The sequence below is a fragment of the Dyella nitratireducens genome, assembly GCF_014642835.1.
Classification (GTDB): domain Bacteria; phylum Pseudomonadota; class Gammaproteobacteria; order Xanthomonadales; family Rhodanobacteraceae; genus Dyella_B; species Dyella_B nitratireducens.
In genome coordinates this window covers 345,940-362,899 of record NZ_BMJA01000001.1, presented here as the reverse complement: position 1 = coordinate 362,899, position 16,960 = coordinate 345,940, and the positions used below count along the sequence as shown (strand labels likewise).

Here is a 16,960-nt window from a genome sequence, read left to right as displayed (position 1 = left end):
GTAGGGGAGGGTTGGGGTGGGGTGAAGTCAACCTCGCGTTGAACCGCAGCTATGCGGCAAGCTCAAACAACCCCACCCCGACCTTCCCCTGTAAGCAGGGGAGCTCTGCTTCATCACCACTGGAACGAAGCGCCGACACCCACCGTGTTGCCACTGCTGGATAGGCCCACACCCGCGCGAACTTTCCAATTGTCGCTGACGCGAGCTTCCCCGCCCAATGCGGCGGCGGTGTAGCCCTTGTAGTTCGCAACACCGGCACCGACCGACACTGTCTTACCTACGTCGACACCCGGAATCATCGTCAGCGCCGTGGCGGCGGCAATGCCAGAGTAAGCACCGCGCGTGGTGTTGTTGAGCTGACCTTGCAAGCCGTCGACCTGACCTTGCAGACCATCGATGCGGCGGTCGAGCTGATTCACCGCGCCTTCGACACCACGCACCTGCTGGCCGCCGATCGTATAAGTGGGCGTGCTGATCGTGCCATCCGCATTGAGGGTGGCGCCGCCGCCGAGTGCATCGGCCGTGCTTTGCGCAGTGGCAGCGAGCTGTGAGCCGTTGACGGCGTCCTTGCTTCCCGCGTTCACCGCACCGTCGCCGACGTTGGTGATCTTGTTGCCCTGGGCGTCGTAGTTCCACGAACCACCGCCATCGCTGCCACCGCCACCGCCACCGTTGTTCTCGATGTTGGTGACGCGGTCGCCGATGCTGGTGACCGTCTGGTTCAAGTTGTCGACCTGGCCTTGCAGCGCGCTCAGCTGGCCGAAATTGACGGCGTCATACTGATTTTTGCCATCCGCCACGTTGGTCAGAATCACCGGCGACGAAGCGGGGCCACCCAACGTTACTGAACCATAGTTGGTGGAACCGTCATCATTCAGGTCGTATCGCACGGCTAGCGAATCGGTGGCACCCGATGAGGCTGCGGCCTGGATGGCCTGTTCGACGGTGAAATACTCGTTGCCGAAGACCGTAAATTTAGGCTGCGTGATGCTGCCGTCCGGCGCTATGCCGGCGCCGGCACCCAAGACATCCGTGACGCCTTTGAGCTGGCTTACGTTCACCGCATCCGTGAGCTGTGTGCCTGGTGCCACGTTGATGATCTGGCGATCTACACCGAAGGAACCAATCGAAAGCACATTGGCGCGATCGGCGATGGAGCCGGCACCCAAGGCGATACTGCCGTAAGCACCTGCGACGACTTGGGCGCCAGCGCCCAATGCCACGCTACCGTCGGCATTCGTGGCCACGCTGGTGTTTGCGCCAAGCGCCATCGCATTGCTGACGCTTCTGGCTACGGTTGCATTGGTACCCATAGCGATAGAGTTGGTAGCGCCGACGTTTGCCTTTGCGTTATTGCCCATGGCGATTGAACTCTCGCCCAGTGCCCACGTGTTATTGCTGCCGACGGCCAGTGCGTTGTCCCCTTTCGCCACGACGTGGGCACCCAGGGCAACGGCTTGCGCGCCGTCGGTGTTGGCATCGGACCCTACTGCTACGGCATAGGGCTGATTTCCACCGGTTGTGACATTGCTGCCCACTGCAACGGAGTTATCCGAGCCGGCGACGGCACTCAGACCCATGGCGACGGTGTTGCCACCGTTGGCATTCGACATCACACCCGTGGCAAGCGCGGTTGCATTGGGCAAACTCGTATTGTCGAGAGATGCGTAGTTGAGGCCTGTTACGCCCTCGGCGGCAAATTGCTCGCCCGATACATCCGTGATGCCGATGGCACCACGCTGAACCGTACTCATCGGGAATAACGGGGGCGTGAGATAAGTGTGCGATGGGTTGTTGTTCGTCGAATCGTTATCATTGGTATCGTCGAGCACCACGATGTTGTCGCTTTCTGCAACCAGCGTGTTCGGTGCACCGGTGCCAGCAGCCATCGCCGAGCCCATCAAGATCGCTTCCGCCAGGGCAGCGGCGATCAGGCTGCGAGTGAAGCGCCCCTTTTTGGGGCTGGGATTAATACGATTTGCCACGTGCATGGCGTGCTCCTCATCAGAACGTTGGTGATGAGGAAATGCTAGAAATCATGGGTATTTGGATCAGTCAGGCGTGACTGATTCACATCAGACTGGTAGTAGGTCTAGTCCTAATTTTCCCGGTGCCGATGCCTATGTCAGGCTTGCTGAACAGCATTGCGCGGTTTGTTCAGCGTTGTGCAGAGCCCTTCCTGGATTTGCTCCGAAAGGGCTCAAAGAAACACCATGGATGGGCGATTTAGCTTTACGCGCCTTCGTGCTGCACGTTCACCATCCACGGCACGCCGAATTTGTCCACCAGCATGCCGAAACCATCGGTCCAGAAGGTTTTCTGGAATGGCATGGTGATTTGGCCGCCTTGTGCCAGCGCATTGAAATACTTTTCACCTGAGGCCACGTCATTCGCAGTGACCGAAAGGCTGAAGCCGGAGTGGGCCACTTTCTTCTCGTCGGCCTGGCCATCCGACATCAATAGATGCGAGCCACCGATCGCCAGAGCCGCATGCATGATCTTGTCGGCGAGCTCGGGGGAGGTCTGGTAGTCGTTGCTGGCAGGTGCGTCCTTGAAGCGCATCTTCATGAGTTCCTGTGCGCCGAGTGCATCGCGATAGAAAGCGATGGCTTCCTCGCAGCGACCATCGAAGAACAGATAAGGCTGGATTTCCATGCGCGTGACTCCGTGGTTGGGAAGGGGATGTTCCTGGCGTGGAACACTAGAATTCTAGTGAGCTGAGCGTGCGCGCAATATGTGACAGATGACCCATCTGCGCGTCGGAGAAACGCGCTGCGATCTGGGTGCTCCTCACGTTGGTCATTCCCGCTTTCTCGGGAATGACCGCTATCTGTATTACTGCCTACGACCGCGTCGCGGCCACCGGTCACGCCGACGCAGCGTTCCGAATCGCCGGTGGCAACGCCACCGATTTGCCAGTCGACGGATCCATCCACACCATCACCACGTTGCCGTCGCAATACAACTTGCTGCTGTCGCCAGCATCGACGATGCGATGGGCAACAGTCATCGAGCTGTTACCCATCCGCGCGCAATACAACTCGATATGCACCTCGCCAGGCCACTCGATCGGCAAGCGATAGTTGAGCGTGCTGGCCGCCATCACTGGCATGGCATGTTCGCTGGACCACGGCCCGGGAAGATGCTGCAACCACTGCACGCGCGCTTCTTCCAGATAGGTGAGATAGGTCGAATTGTTGACGTGGTTGAATGCATCCAGGTCGCGCCAGCGCACACTGATGGCGGCGGTGTACAACAGTACGGGAACGGAGGAGTCGGTTGCCGTGTTCATGAAGCCACTTTTCGCTTGAGTTTGGCCTTGCCGTTGTCGCTTTCGATTTTGATGCGCGACACCTTGGCGGGTTTGAGATGCGTGGCGAGGAAACGGCCGGTATGCGAACTGGGTGTGGCCGCAACGATTTCAGGGGTGCCGGTGACAAGAATGCGTCCACCGCCGGAGCCACCCTCCGGTCCGAGATCCACGATCCAGTCGGCGGTTTTGATCACATCGAGATTGTGCTCGATCACCACCACGGTGTTGCCCTGATCTACGAGTTGATGCAGCACATCGAGCAATTGCTCGATATCGTGGAAGTGCAGACCGGTGGTGGGTTCATCGAGGATATACAGCGTGCGGCCGGTTTCACGCTTGGAGAGTTCCTTCGACAGCTTCACGCGTTGTGCTTCACCGCCAGACAGCGTGGTCGCGCTCTGGCCGAGCTTGATGTAATCCAGGCCCACCGAGCGTAGCGTGTCTACCTTGCGTGCGATCACCGGCACGTTCTCGAACAGCTTGGCGGCGTCTTCCACCGTCATGTCGAGCACGTCGGCAATGGTGTGGCCCTTGTAGAGAATCTCCAGCGTTTCGCGGTTGTAGCGCTTGCCATGGCAGACGTCGCAAGGCACATACACGTCCGGCAGGAAGTGCATCTCCACCTTGATCATGCCGTCGCCTTCGCAGGCTTCGCAGCGGCCGCCGCGTACGTTGAAACTGAAGCGGCCGGGTGTATAGCCGCGTGAGCGCGCTTCCGGCACCTGTGCGAACAACTCGCGCAGTGGCGTAAACAGGCCGGTGTAGGTGGCGGGATTCGAGCGCGGCGTGCGGCCGATGGGCGACTGGTCGATGTCCACCACCTTGTCGAACAGTTCCAGGTTTTCTACCGACTTGTACGCCGCAGGCTGCACGCTTGAGCCATTCAATTCGGCGGCGGCAAGCGCGAACAGCGTGTCGTTGATCAGCGTGGATTTGCCGGAACCGGAGACGCCGGTGATGCAGGTGAACAGACCGGCTGGAATCGCCAGATCGACATTCTTCAGGTTGTTGCCGCTGGCACCGCGCAGGTGCAGCCAGGAATCCTTGTCGAGCTGCTCGCGGCGTTCTTCCGGTATTTTGATTTCACGCTTGCCGGAAAGATATTGACCGGTGACCGAGCGCGGCGACGCAAGAATATCTTTCAGTGAACCTTGCGCAACCACTTCGCCGCCGTGCACGCCGGCACCGGGGCCGATATCGAGAACATGGTCGGCGGCGCGGATCGCATCTTCGTCGTGCTCCACCACGATCACGGTGTTGCCGAGATCGCGCAGGCGTGTGAGCGTGCCCAGCAGGCGCTCGTTGTCGCGCTGGTGCAGGCCGATGGAAGGTTCGTCCAGCACGTACATCACGCCGACCAAGCCCGCACCGATTTGCGATGCGAGACGAATGCGCTGCGCTTCGCCACCGGACAACGTATCGGCCTGGCGATCGAGCGTGAGGTAGTTCAGGCCGACGTCATTGAGGAAGCTCAGGCGCTCGCGGATTTCCTTCACGATCTTTACCGCGATCTCGCCGCGCCAGCCGGTGAGCTTGAGTGTTTCGAAGAAAGCGAGGGCGTCATCGATGGAGCGCGACGTCAGCGAAGGCAGCGAATGATCGACCACGAACACGTTGCGCGCCGAACGATTCAGGCGTTGCCCTTCGCATTCGCGGCACGGCTGGTCGCTGATGTATTTCGCCAGTTCTTCGCGCACTGCGGGCGATTCGGTTTCTTTGTAGCGGCGTTCCAGGTTCGGCAGGATGCCTTCGAACGCATGCTCGCGCGTGACCTTGCCGCCGCGTTCCGTGAGGTAGCGGAACTGGATCTTCTCTTTCCCGCTGCCGTACAACACCGCTTGCTGCACGGACTTGGACAGCTTCTGCCATGGCGTTTCGACGTCGAAGCCGTAGTGCTTGGCCAGCGACATGATCAGCTGGAAATAATGCGCGTTGCGGCGATCCCAGCCGCGGATGGCGCCACCGGCCAGCGACAGCTCGGGATGGTGCACCACGCGCTCAGGTGCAAACACCTGGGTCACACCCAGGCCATCGCACGTAGGGCAGGCGCCTACCGGCGAGTTGAAAGAGAACAGGCGCGGTTCCAGTTCCGGTAGTGAGTAGTCGCATACCGGGCAGGAGTAGCGGGAGGAATACAACTGTTCACTCGCCTTGGGATCATCCATGTCCACCACGATCGCCAAGCCATCGCCCAACCGCAGCGCCGTTTCGAACGATTCAGCCAGGCGTTGCTTGATGTCATCGCGCGGACGGAAGCGATCGATGACGGCCTCGATGGTGTGTTTCTGGCGCAGGGTGAGCGGCGGTACGGCGTCCAGATCGTAGACGGCGCCATCCACGCGGGCGCGCACGAAGCCCTGAGCACGAAGCTGTTCGAACACCTGGACGTGCTCGCCCTTGCGCTCGCGGATCACCGGTGCCAGCAGCATGAAGCGCTTTTCCGGGTTCAGTGCCAGCGTGGTGTCCACCATCTGGCTGACCGTCTGCGCTTCCAGCGGGATGCCGTGGTCCGGGCAGCGCGGTGTACCCACGCGAGCGTAGAGCAGGCGCAGGTAGTCGTAGACCTCGGTGATGGTGCCTACAGTCGAGCGTGGGTTGTGCGAGGTGGATTTCTGCTCGATCGAGATGGCCGGAGACAGGCCCTCGATGTGGTCGACGTCCGGCTTCTCCATCATCGACAGGAATTGCCGTGCATAAGCGGACAGCGATTCGACGTAGCGCCGCTGCCCCTCCGCGTAGATGGTGTCGAAGGCCAACGAAGACTTGCCCGAACCCGACAGGCCGGTGATCACGATCAGCCGGTCGCGGGGGAGGTCCAGGTCGATGTTCTTGAGGTTGTGCGTGCGCGCGCCGCGAATGCGTATGGTGTCCATCACGCTGAACTATTTTGGGTGACCGTCCACTATAACAAGTGGTTGCCTCAAGCCCGTATGGTGTGCACGGAAATCTGCTGACAGCGTTATGTCAGCAGGCCAGCTTCAGAGCATCCCTAGGCAACGCCACATGCCGCGACTATGCTCGCCGGCTTGGATTTTCCGGATCACATGAGCGGAGGGCATATGGCAAGCAAGCGGATGATGATCCTGGCGGCGTGCGCAGCACTGGCGGCCAGTCCGGCTTTCGCGGCGCAACCCTCCGAGGCGCAGGTGCGGCAGCTGATGCAGGTGATGAACGTATCCAGCCAGTTCGCCGCCATGAACGACCAGATGGCCGAGGTGATGGGGCAGCAGCTGCCCTGCGTGCCTACCGATTATTGGAAGGGCTATATCGATAAGGCGGGGACGGAGCAGCTGATTACCGCCATGATCCCGGCTTATCAGCACCATTTCACCGCCGATGAGGTGGACGGCCTGATCAAGTTCTACAAGTCGCCCCTGGGCCAGAAACTGGTCGCCCAGATGCCGGCCACCCTGGTCGAGGCGGCGCAGAGCGGCCAGCAATGGAGCCGCCAGCGCACGGCGGACATGTTTTCCGATCTCCAGAAGCAGGGGAAACTGGGCGCCGACGGCCGCTGCCCGGCGACCGGTGGTGGTCAGAGCCCAACTGGTCAGTGATTGACCAGCAAACGGCCGCGTCGCTATAATCCGCAGTTCGCTACGCCCGTAAAGGCCGTGGCGTACCCAAGAGAATAACGACACAAGGGCCATTCCCATGAGTTATGCAGTCATCAAGACCGGCGGCAAGCAATACCGCGTCCAGCAGGGCGACGTCCTGCGCGTGGAACTGTTGAACGCCGAAGAAGGCGCCAGCGTGAATTTCGACCAGGTGCTGCTGGTCGGCTCCGGTGAAACCATCACCGTCGGCGCTCCGACCGTTTCCGGCGCCACCGTCACCGCCACCGTGCGCAAGCATGGCCGCGCCGACAAGGTCCGCATCATCAAGTTCCGCCGCCGCAAGCACCACAAGAAGCAGCAGGGACATCGTCAGCACTTCACCGAAGTCGAGATCACGGGCATCAACGCCTGATCCGCCAATCTGGAGTAATCAGTCATGGCACATAAGAAAGGCGTAGGTTCATCCCGCAACGGTCGCGATTCGAACCCGAAATACCTCGGCGTGAAGATCTATGGTGGCCAGGCCATCGAAGCCGGCAATATCATCGTCCGCCAGCGCGGCACCAAGTTCCATGCCGGCAATGGCGTGGGCCTGGGCCGTGATCACACCCTGTACGCGTTGGTCGATGGCGTGGTCGAGTTCAAGACCCGCGGCGCGAACAACCGCAAGTACGTCAACGTGGTCAAGAATTAATCTAGGCCTCATGTTGCAACGAAGGCCCCGCTCCGGCGGGGCTTTTGTTTTATTGGCGGGGATCGTCAATGATCGATCAACCGCCGACTCCTCTCAGGAGCCGTCATTCCCGCGAAGGCGGGAATCCATTTTCCCCGTTCGCCCAAGAGCAAGATGGATTCCCGCCTTCGCGGGAATGACGGCCCTAAGGGTACGATTCCCGAATAACGACTCCCGGCACTCTTCCCATGAAATTCGTCGACGAAGCGATCATCAAAGTTCACGCCGGGGACGGCGGCAACGGCTGCATCAGCTTCCGCCGTGAAAAATTCATCCCCTTCGGTGGCCCAAACGGCGGCGACGGCGGTTCGGGCGGCTCGGTGTGGCTGGTGGCCGATGAGGGCCTGAACACGCTGATCGACTTCCGCCACCAGCGCAGCTTCAAGGCGCAGCGCGGCGAGAACGGCATGGGCAGCGACATGTACGGCAAGGGTGGGGACGACACCACGATCCGCGTGCCGGTCGGTACCGTCGTCACCAACGTCGACACCGACGAAACCATCGGCGACCTCACCATGCACGGCCAGCGCCTGCTGGTGGCGCAGGGTGGCAAGGGTGGCCTGGGCAATATCCATTTCAAAAGTTCGGTGAACCGCGCGCCACGCAAATCCACGCCGGGGACGCCGGGCGAAGTGCGCGAGCTGAAGCTGGAACTGAAGCTGCTAGCCGATGTGGGCCTGCTCGGCTTTCCCAATGCCGGCAAATCCACCTTTATCCGGGCCGTTTCCGCTGCCACGCCGCGGGTAGCCGACTATCCGTTCACGACCCTGCACCCGAACCTGGGCGTGGTCAGCCTTGGGACGGACCATAGCTTCGTCATTGCCGACATTCCTGGCTTGATCGAAGGCGCTGCAGAGGGCGCGGGTCTGGGTATCCAATTCCTGCGGCACGTGGCGCGTACGCGCTTGCTGTTGCACGTCGTGGACATCGCGCCGATCGATGGCTCCGATGTCGCCGAGCAGGTGCATGCCATTGAGCATGAGCTGGAGAAGTTCGACTCGGAGCTCCTGCAGCGCCCGCGCTGGCTGGTGCTCAACAAGGCGGACGTGTTGCCGGAGGATGAGCGTCAGGCCGTAGCCGAGGACATCGTCAAGCGTCTTGGCTGGACCCAGCCGTGGTTCCTGGTATCGGCCATTGCGCGCGAGAACACCATGAACGTGTGCCAGCAGATCCAGCGTTTCTTTGAAGCGCAGCATGAGGCGCGGGAAGAGCGCACTGACATGCCGCCGGGCGATGTGCGGCTGCGTGGGGAATCTTGATTCTTGCCCTGACCAGCGCTCTCTCCTTCGGGGAGCGCGCTGGGGTTCGCTACAAAGGTTATAAATACGATTCTTGGAAAGACGGCACATCAATAGGGCGATGATGGAATTGACGGCGAGCGTGGCCCCTCACCCCAACCCTCACCCCGGAGGGGAGAGGGAGAAAAACGAAGCATGAAACTCCAAGCCCGCATCGCCACCTACCGCCGTCTGCGCGACGAACCTCTCTGGCGCCTGCTCGCGGCAGACCACGCACCGGAAATCATCGGCCTGCTGCAAACCCTGCTGATGGACGGCGAGCGCAAGCTCAGCGCCTCCGTCTTGTTCGAGCGCCTGCAACATCAGCTCGACGCCATCAACGCTTCCGACCTGCCGCGCGAATTGCCGCGCACCGCGCAGGCTTATGTTGCCGACTGGCTTGCGAAAGGTTTTCTGGAACGTCGCCTCCCTGAGGGCGCCAGCGAAGAGGAATACGAGCTCTCCGCACAGACCGCGCAAGCCATTCGCTTCGTCAGCACACTGGACACGCCGCGTGTCGCTGCGACTGAAAGTCGCCTGTCATTGGTGATCCTGCAGTTGGTGCGCTTGGCCGAGCAGACCGAAACCGACCCGACCACGCGCTTGCAGGCGCTATATGCCGAGCGTGATCGCCTTGATGCGGAAATTGCCCGCGTCAGCACCGGCAAGGTGGCCGCATTGGACGGCAAGCGCGCACTGGAACGCGCACGCGAAGTGATCCAGCTGGCCGATGAACTGGCCGAAGATTTCCGCCGCGTGCGCGACGACTTCGAACAGCTCAACCGCGAATTCCGCGAGCGCATCATCGATGACGAAGGCGAGCGCGGCGACGTGCTTGATCGTTTGTTCGAAGGCGTCGACGTGATCGCCGAGAGCGACGCCGGACGCAGCTTCAATGCCTTCTGGAACTTGCTCAACGACATGGAGCAAAGTGCGCAGCTCGATGCGGCACTGGAGAGTGTGCTCTCCCGCAATTTCGCGAAAAAGTTGCAGCGTCACGAGCGTCAGTTCCTGCGCAGTTTCACCAGCGTGATGCTGGAGCGCGGTGGCAACGTGCACGACGTGCTGCAACAGTTTGCACGCAGCTTGCGTGGCTTCGTGCAGAGCCGTGGCTATCTCGAACAGCGCCGCTTGAATCAATTGCTGAAACAAGCGCAGGCCGAAGCGCTGCTATTGCGCGATTCAGTCAGTGTGCGCCAACGCACCCCGTACACCCTGCAGCTCACTACCAGCCGCTTGCGCTCGCTCTCGCAATGGCGCCTGCACGACCCGCGCAACGCCCAGGTGGACGGCTGCATCGTGCGCAGCGAAGGTGCGGCGATTTCGCTGGATAGCGTGAGCGAACTGGTATCGCAATCGGAAATCGACTTCCGCAGCCTGCGTCGCGATCTGCATGAACTGCTGGCCGAGCACGATCAGCTTTCCATCGCCCAAGTGCTGGAGCGCAAGCCGGCTGAGCAGGGGCTGGGCAGCGTGGTGGGTTATCTCTCGCTGGCTACGCGTCACGGGGTGATTGGTAAAGAGCAGGAAGCCGTGCGTTGGAAAGGCGGTGACGGCCAATGGCGCCAGGCGCGCATTCCCCTGGTGTGGTTTGTGAAAGGGAAACGCAATGAATTTGCCTAGCTTTATGCCGTCTATAGCGGAGGATTTCGAGGCATGAATATGCCCTCCGCCTCTGCCGCGCCCATCAACCCACAATTGCTGGGTGACATCCGTAAGCTGATCGAGCAAAGCCGTCAGCAGCTGGCCGCCGCCGTCAACAGTGCCTTGACCGTGCTGTATTGGCACATTGGCCAGCGCATTCGAACGGAGGTGCTCAAAGAGCAGCGAGCGGCTTATGGTGAGCAGATTGTCTCCGCACTGTCGAGACAATTGATGTCCGAGTATGGGCGTGGATTTTCGGAAAAAAATCTGCGCCACATGTTGCGCTTTGCCGAGACCTTTCTTGACGCCGAAATTGTCTCGACACTGTCAAGACAATTGGCATGGAGCCACTTTCTCGAACTTATCTACCTGAAAGATTCGCTACAGCGCGAATTTTATGCGCAAATGTGCATGCAGGAACGTTGGAGCGTACGAATCTTGCGCGAGCGTAAGAATTCTTTGCTGTTTGAGCGCACGGCACTGTCCAAACAGCCTGGAGAGTTGATCGCGCAGGAGCTGACAAGTCTTCGCGAAAGCAACGAGCTCAATCCCACACTGCTGCTCAAAGACCCCTATGTACTGGATTTCCTGGGCCTAAACGATCGCTATCTGGAAAAGGATCTGGAAGACGCGATCTTGCGCGAGCTCGAACTGTTTTTGCTGGAACTAGGGGCTGGTTTTAGCTTCGTGGCGCGTCAAAAGCGCATCCAGATCGATCACGACGATTTCTACATCGATCTCCTGTTCTACAACCGCCGCCTGAAGCGCCTGGTGGCCATCGAGCTGAAACTGGGCGATTTCAAGTCCGAATACAAAGGCCAGATGGAGCTTTATCTGCGCTGGCTTGCCAGGCATGAGCAAGAGCCTGGTGAAGCTCCACCGCTGGGTATCATCCTATGCAGCGGCAAGAAGCGGGAACAAATTGAATTGCTGGAACTGGATGCCAGCGGTATCCATGTTGCCGAGTACCTAACCGTGTTGCCGCCAAAAGAAGTATTGCAGGCCAAGCTGCATGAGGCCATCGAGCGCTCACGCGCTCGGCTGGGAAATCGCAGCGGGGAGAATACCTGATGAATACGCAGCGCTATTGTTAAAGAGAAACGCTATGAATTTGCTCGAAGACGAAGCAGTTCCCGTCGAAAAGGAACAGAAGTCCGCGCGCGATGGCGCACTGTTCGACGGCGACACCGGCACACTGCCGCTGGATGCGCGGCGCGCGTTGTGCCAGTTGCTGAGTGGTCCCAGTATCGATCAAGGGCGGCACAGCCAGTTGTGGCCGGCCGTATTGCGTTATGAAGCGCAGCTACGCGCGCATCTCAACGATCTGTTCCTGGAACTGGTGCTTGATCGGGATGCTGGCGTGGCTTTTACACGCCAGGCCGATACCGGCGAACTGGAAACCCCGGTTTTGCTGCGTTCCTCGCCGCTCACCTTCATCGACTCGGTACTGCTGCTGCATCTGCGCCAGCAATTGGCCGAAGCCGATGCACAAGGCCATCGTGCGGTGGTGGAGGAAAGCGTACTGGTGGATGCTTTGTCGGTTTACGAAAAGAACCTTTCCACCGATCGCGCCGGCTTCAACAAGCGCGTCACTGGGGCCATCACCAAGATGAAGGACAACCACGTGCTGGAAAAGCTGCGTGGCAGCGAAGACCGTTATGAAGTGTCGCCGACATTGAAACTGCTGTTCTCCGCCGAGGACGTGCAGAACCTGGCGCAAATCTATCGTCAACTGCGCGAAGCGGACGAAGCCACGGAGGAGGTTGCGGATGAACGCTAAGACCAAGACCAAAACCAAAGCCGCGAGCAAGCCGCCAAAGCGCGATACCACACCGTCGCTGTTTCTCTCGGATCTGCCGGATCCGCGTGATGAGCAATTCCGCATGCGGCGCTTGCAGGTGCTCAACTGGGGCACCTTCAGCGGTTTGGTCGATGTGCCTATCGCCGAGCGTGGCTTCTTGTTCGTGGGGCGTTCTGGTTCCGGCAAATCCACCTTGCTCGATGCGATGTCGGCCTTGCTGGTGCCGCCGAACCTGGTGGACTTCAACGCCGCCGCGCGTGAAGCCGAACGCAGCGGACGGGACCGCAGCCTCGTGTCCTACGTACGTGGTGCCTGGGCGGATCAGCACGATGGTGAATCCGGCGAAATCGCCACGCAGTATTTGCGCAAGGGCAGCACGTGGTCTGCGCTGGTGCTGGAATATCGCAATGCCGCAGGCGAAACAGTCAGCCTGATCCGCCTATTCTGGATCGCCGGCAACGGCTCCACCGCAGCGGACGTGAAGAAGCATTACATGGTGTGCGAGCGCGCGTTCGACGTGGCGACCGACATGCAAGGCTTCGACCTGGACCTGCGCAAGCTCAAGACGCGCCTGGGCGAAGACGTGCATCACTTCGATACCTTCGCCGGCTACGCCGAACGCTTCCGCCGCCTGCTCGGCATCCAGAACGAAATGGCGCTGAAGCTGCTGCACAAGACACAGTCGGCCAAGAACCTGGGCGACCTCAACGGCTTCCTGCGCGGATTCATGCTGGATGAACCGGAGACATTCGGCGCGGCGAATCGCCTGGTGACGGACTTCGGGGAGCTGGATGCTGCGCACAAGGCTGTGGTGATTGCACGCGAGCAAGTTGATACCTTGGTGCCAGCACGCACCGCACACGAAAACCTGCAAAAGCTGCGGCGCGAAACCAGCACTTTGCGCGAGTTGCACCTGTGCGTGGACACCTGGCGCGAGCAGCGCCGCCTGGTGTTGCTGGATGAGCGCCTGGCCGAACTCAAGGTACGTGACGTCGCGCTGGAAGGCGAAATCGCCCAGCGCCGCCAGACACTGGAAAATCACGAGCGTCACCTGGCTGACCTGGAACAACAGCGCCGCGAACAAGGCGGCGATCTGATCGACCAGCTCGAGCGTGAACACGAACAAGTCTCGCGTGAACGCGACGAACGCATGAAGCGGCGAGACAAAGCCGAGCGAGCCTGCGGCGAGCTGGGTTGGACCATGCCATCCACCGCAGGAGGCTTTGCCGAGACCGTCGGCAGCTCGCGCGAACTGCTCGACGGCGCACGCGATCGTGCTGCTGGCCTGGAAGAACGCATGGATGCGCTCAAGCGTGAGCGTGATCAGGCCAGCCAGCGCTTTGCCGGTGTGCGTGCTGAAATCGACGCCCTGAAGCGCAATCCGTCCAACATGCCCGCGCCGATCCAGGCGATGCGCGCGCGCCTGTGCAGCGAATTGGGCTGGTCGGAGAACGCGCTGCCGTTCGTGGGCGAACTATTGCAAGTCAAAACCGAATTTGCCGCCTGGCGCGGCGCTGTCGAGCGCGTGCTGCACGGCTTCGCTTTGTCATTGCTGGTGGACGAGCGTCAGTACGCCGAAGTCTCCAACTGGGTCAACAAGACCCATCTGGGCGGCAAGCTGGTGTACTACCGCGTGGGTCGCGTCGACTCGCTCGGCCATCGCATGTTGGAATCGCGTTCGCTGGTGCATCGCCTGGACATACGCGATCACGCGCATCGCGATTGGCTCGCCAACGAATTGGCACGCCGTTTTGATTACGCCTGCGTGGACACACCTGCCGCCCTGCGCAACGCCGATCGTGCCATCACACGCGAAGGCCTGGTGAAACATGGTGGCGATCGCCATGAAAAGGACGACCGTCGCGCGGTGGATGATCGCCGCAACTGGGTGCTGGGTTTCGACAATCGTGACAAGCTGTCTGTCTTCGAGCGCGAAGGGCAGGAGTTGGCGCAGGCGATTACGCAAACTGCCGCTGAGCTGGACAAGCTGAAAAACGAACGCGATGCCGACGGCGACCGCCGCCTGGCTGCCTCGCAGCTCGCCAACCTGGAGTGGGAAGAGATCGACGTAGCGCCCAAGCTGCGCCGCCTTGGCGATATCGAAAACCAGCTGCAGCAGCTGCGTGCCGGTGACGCCACGCTGCAGGAGATCATGCGGCAGCTTGATACGGAACGCATCGCATGGGAGCGGGCAAACTCGTCGCTCGAGGATGCCAAGGACGAACGTCGCATTGTTGGGCGAGACCTGCAGGATTTCACCAAGCGGCGTGAAGCATGTTTGCCGTTGGCTCAGGCTATGACGCTTTCACCCACCCAATCGGGAAGCCTGGAAGCGCGACTGTCCGATCATGGGCCCGTTGCGTTGAGTCAGCTCGATGTGCAAGTCAACTTGGTTGAGCGCCAACTGAGTCAGGATCTGAAGAGCCTTGATGAGCGCGACAAAGATACTGTTCACGCTATTGAGAAGTGCTTTGAAGTGTTTTGCCGCAAGTGGCCGCAGGACAGTGCTGACTTCACACCCAACATGGATTCGGTGGAAGGCTTCCTCTCACGCTTGCGCCGCCTGGAACTGGATGGCTTGCCCAAGCACGAGGCGCGCTTCTTCGAACTGCTGCAAAGCCAGAGCAAGCAGAACCTGCTGGTGCTGCAGAAACACATGATCGAGGCGCGCAAGTCGATCGGCCAGCGCATGGACGAGGTCAACGAAAGCCTGGAGCGCGTGCCGTTCAATCGCGGCACCCTCCTGCAGATCGAACTGACCGACCGCAACTTGCCGGAGGTGCGTGACTTCCAGCAGCAGTTGCGCGAGGTGCTCTCGCATCACCAGACCGAAGACCGCGATCGCGCCGAAGCGCAGTTTGCCGTGTTGCGGCAGCTTGTGGCCAAGCTGGCCGCCGACGATCCCGAGCACAAGCGCTGGCGCGAACAGGTGCTTGATGTTCGCCAGCATGTGGAATTCGTGGGTGTGGAAAAGGATGCCCATACGCGGGATACGGTGGAGGTGTATCGCAGCGGCGCCGGAAAATCCGGTGGTCAGCGCCAGAAGCTCGCAACGACTTGCCTTGCCGCAGCCTTGCGTTATCAGCTCGGCGGTGACGATGGCCATCTGCCACGCTACGCGCCGGTCGTGCTCGACGAAGCCTTTGACAAGGCCGACAACGAATTCACCGCACTGGCGATGAACATCTTCGAGAACTTCGGCTTCCAGATGGTGGTGGCGACGCCGCTGAAATCCGTGATGACATTGGAGCCATTCATCGGCGGCGCCTGCTTCGTCGATATCACCGGCCGCCACGATTCGGGCGTGCTGCTGATTGAATACGACGAGGACAACAAGCGATTGGCCTTGCCCGAAAAGGCGCGCCAGGCCAATGCGGACGCCTGAGGAACTGCGTAGGCGTCTGCGGTCGCGTTGGCAAAACCAGCGGCGTAACTGGTTGCTAGGGGTGGGCGAATGGCCGCTGCCCTTGAGCACCGAACCGCCCACGGAAGCGAAACTGCTGGACGACTGGGCGCGCTTCGACGCTTGGCTTGTACAGTGGCGTGACGTTTCTCGCGATGGCGAGAGCGTGGTGCGCTATGAAACACGCACATGGACACGCGTGGGCGAGCAACAGGTGCCATGTGCCTGGGAATTTGCCACGCCGGAAGCGGTGGCCAGGGAATTGGGTCAGTCTGCGCGCTGGTTGTCAGCGAGGCGGCGCTTCGACGAGCTCGCGGCGTGGAAACCCGATGCGACCTGGCAAACGGAGTTGTCGCGCCATTTCGATCTGCTGGCTGATCTGGACCAGGCGGACTTCGAGCGGCTGTGCCGGGTGGTGGAATGGTTGTGGCGCCATCCATCATCGGGGCTTTATCCCCGTCAATTGCCGATTCCGGGCATCGACAGTAAATGGATCGAATCACATCGCGCGGTTGTCGCAGCTTGGGTAAGCGTGTTGCATGGTTCCGAGGTGCCGGCCGACTTTTATGCGCTGACAGGCTTGCGCGCGGCACCTGATCGCTTGCGTATGCGTTTGCTCGATCCCGCGCTACGTGCGGCATGGGGCGGGCTTTCCGATATCGAAGCGCCAGCCGGCGAATTCATCCGGTTGGAATTACCTGCGCGGCGGGTGCTGATCGTGGAAAACCTCGTCACCGGTCTTGCCTGCGAAGACCTGTCCGGCACGCTGGTCTTCATGCGCCGCGGCTATGCAGTAGATGCGTTGGCAAAGCTGCCATGGCTGGCGCAGCTTCCCGTGCACTACTGGGGTGATATCGATACGCACGGTTTGGCCATTTTGAGTCGCTTGCGTTCGTATTTGCCGCAGGTCCAGTCGTTGCTGATGGATCAGCAGACATTGCTGGCGTTCAAGCCACTGTGGGGCAAGGAAGAAAAACAGCATGCGGCGCTGGAGTTTGCACATCTCACCGAAGAAGAGCAGAGCTTGTATCGTGCATTGCGTGAGGGTGATTACAAACAAGTGCGCCTGGAGCAGGAACGTATTGCTTGGGATTTTGCCTGGCAGCGCGTGGTCAGCTCCCTCTCCCTTGCGGGGAAAGGATTGGGGTGAGGGGCAACCTCGAGAGAAATCCACCTAGCCCTCACCGTCATTCCGGCCTTCTCCCACTGCTGTCCTGGGAAAGTGTTGCTTGTTC

The 16,960-nt window shown here is 60.5% G+C and carries 12 protein-coding genes and 1 pseudogene; 9 read left to right on the top strand and 4 right to left on the bottom strand.

Annotated elements, in window-relative coordinates; all coding sequences use genetic code 11:
* Positions 1-113: 113 nt before the first annotated feature.
* The 4 genes from IEX75_RS01735 to uvrA all read right to left on the bottom strand — a co-directional run bounded on the left by IEX75_RS01735 (position 114) and on the right by uvrA (position 6,186).
* Positions 114-1,991, bottom strand: a complete 1,878-nt coding sequence (locus tag IEX75_RS01735) for a YadA-like family protein (RefSeq protein WP_188792533.1) — start codon at positions 1,989-1,991, stop codon at positions 114-116.
* 241 nt (positions 1,992-2,232) lie between these two features.
* Positions 2,233-2,655: a VOC family metalloprotein YjdN gene (yjdN, locus tag IEX75_RS01730; protein WP_188792532.1), complete on the bottom strand. Its 423-nt coding sequence runs from the start codon at positions 2,653-2,655 to the stop codon at positions 2,233-2,235.
* 211 nt (positions 2,656-2,866) lie between these two features.
* Positions 2,867-3,292 (bottom strand): acyl-CoA thioesterase, encoded by a 426-nt coding sequence (locus IEX75_RS01725; protein WP_188792531.1) that lies wholly within the window; start codon positions 3,290-3,292, stop codon positions 2,867-2,869.
* The gene (gene uvrA / locus IEX75_RS01720; protein WP_188792530.1) at positions 3,289-6,186 is read right to left on the bottom strand and encodes an excinuclease ABC subunit UvrA; all 2,898 of its coding nucleotides are present in this window, start codon (positions 6,184-6,186) and stop codon (positions 3,289-3,291) included. The genes IEX75_RS01725 and uvrA overlap by 4 nt, the downstream gene beginning before the upstream one ends.
* Before the next feature lie 186 nt (positions 6,187-6,372).
* Here uvrA and IEX75_RS01715 point away from each other — a divergent pair, with 186 nt between their 5' ends.
* The 9 genes and pseudogenes from IEX75_RS01715 to IEX75_RS01675 all read left to right on the top strand — a co-directional run bounded on the left by IEX75_RS01715 (position 6,373) and on the right by IEX75_RS01675 (position 16,875).
* Positions 6,373-6,867 (top strand): DUF2059 domain-containing protein, encoded by a 495-nt coding sequence (locus IEX75_RS01715; protein ID WP_229720595.1) that lies wholly within the window; start codon positions 6,373-6,375, stop codon positions 6,865-6,867.
* Positions 6,868-6,964: 97 nt separating this feature from the next.
* Positions 6,965-7,279, top strand: a complete 315-nt coding sequence (gene rplU / locus IEX75_RS01710) for a 50S ribosomal protein L21 (protein ID WP_188792529.1) — start codon at positions 6,965-6,967, stop codon at positions 7,277-7,279.
* A 24-nt stretch (positions 7,280-7,303) separates the two neighbouring features.
* Positions 7,304-7,561, top strand: coding sequence for a 50S ribosomal protein L27 (gene rpmA, locus IEX75_RS01705; protein ID WP_188792528.1), 258 nt, complete (start codon positions 7,304-7,306; stop codon positions 7,559-7,561).
* Positions 7,562-7,788: 227 nt separating this feature from the next.
* A complete protein-coding gene (gene cgtA / locus IEX75_RS01700) occupies positions 7,789-8,859 on the top strand; it encodes an Obg family GTPase CgtA (protein WP_188792527.1) in 1,071 nt (356 codons plus the stop codon).
* Between the two features lie 174 nt (positions 8,860-9,033).
* Positions 9,034-10,500, top strand: coding sequence for a DUF3375 domain-containing protein (locus IEX75_RS01695; RefSeq protein WP_188792526.1), 1,467 nt, complete (start codon positions 9,034-9,036; stop codon positions 10,498-10,500).
* A 33-nt stretch (positions 10,501-10,533) separates the two neighbouring features.
* A complete protein-coding gene (locus tag IEX75_RS01690; RefSeq protein ID WP_229720594.1) occupies positions 10,534-11,592 on the top strand; it encodes a PDDEXK nuclease domain-containing protein in 1,059 nt (352 codons plus the stop codon).
* A 34-nt stretch (positions 11,593-11,626) separates the two neighbouring features.
* Complete coding sequence (locus IEX75_RS01685; protein WP_188792525.1) at positions 11,627-12,301, top strand: DUF4194 domain-containing protein; 675 nt, start codon at positions 11,627-11,629, stop codon at positions 12,299-12,301.
* Positions 12,291-15,686: pseudogene (locus IEX75_RS01680) on the top strand (ATP-binding protein); the annotation flags it as partial. The gene IEX75_RS01685 and the pseudogene IEX75_RS01680, both read left to right, overlap by 11 nt.
* A gap of 7 nt (positions 15,687-15,693) precedes the next feature.
* Positions 15,694-16,875: a Wadjet anti-phage system protein JetD domain-containing protein gene (locus IEX75_RS01675; protein WP_188792523.1), complete on the top strand. Its 1,182-nt coding sequence runs from the start codon at positions 15,694-15,696 to the stop codon at positions 16,873-16,875.
* Positions 16,876-16,960: the final 85 nt, after the last annotated feature.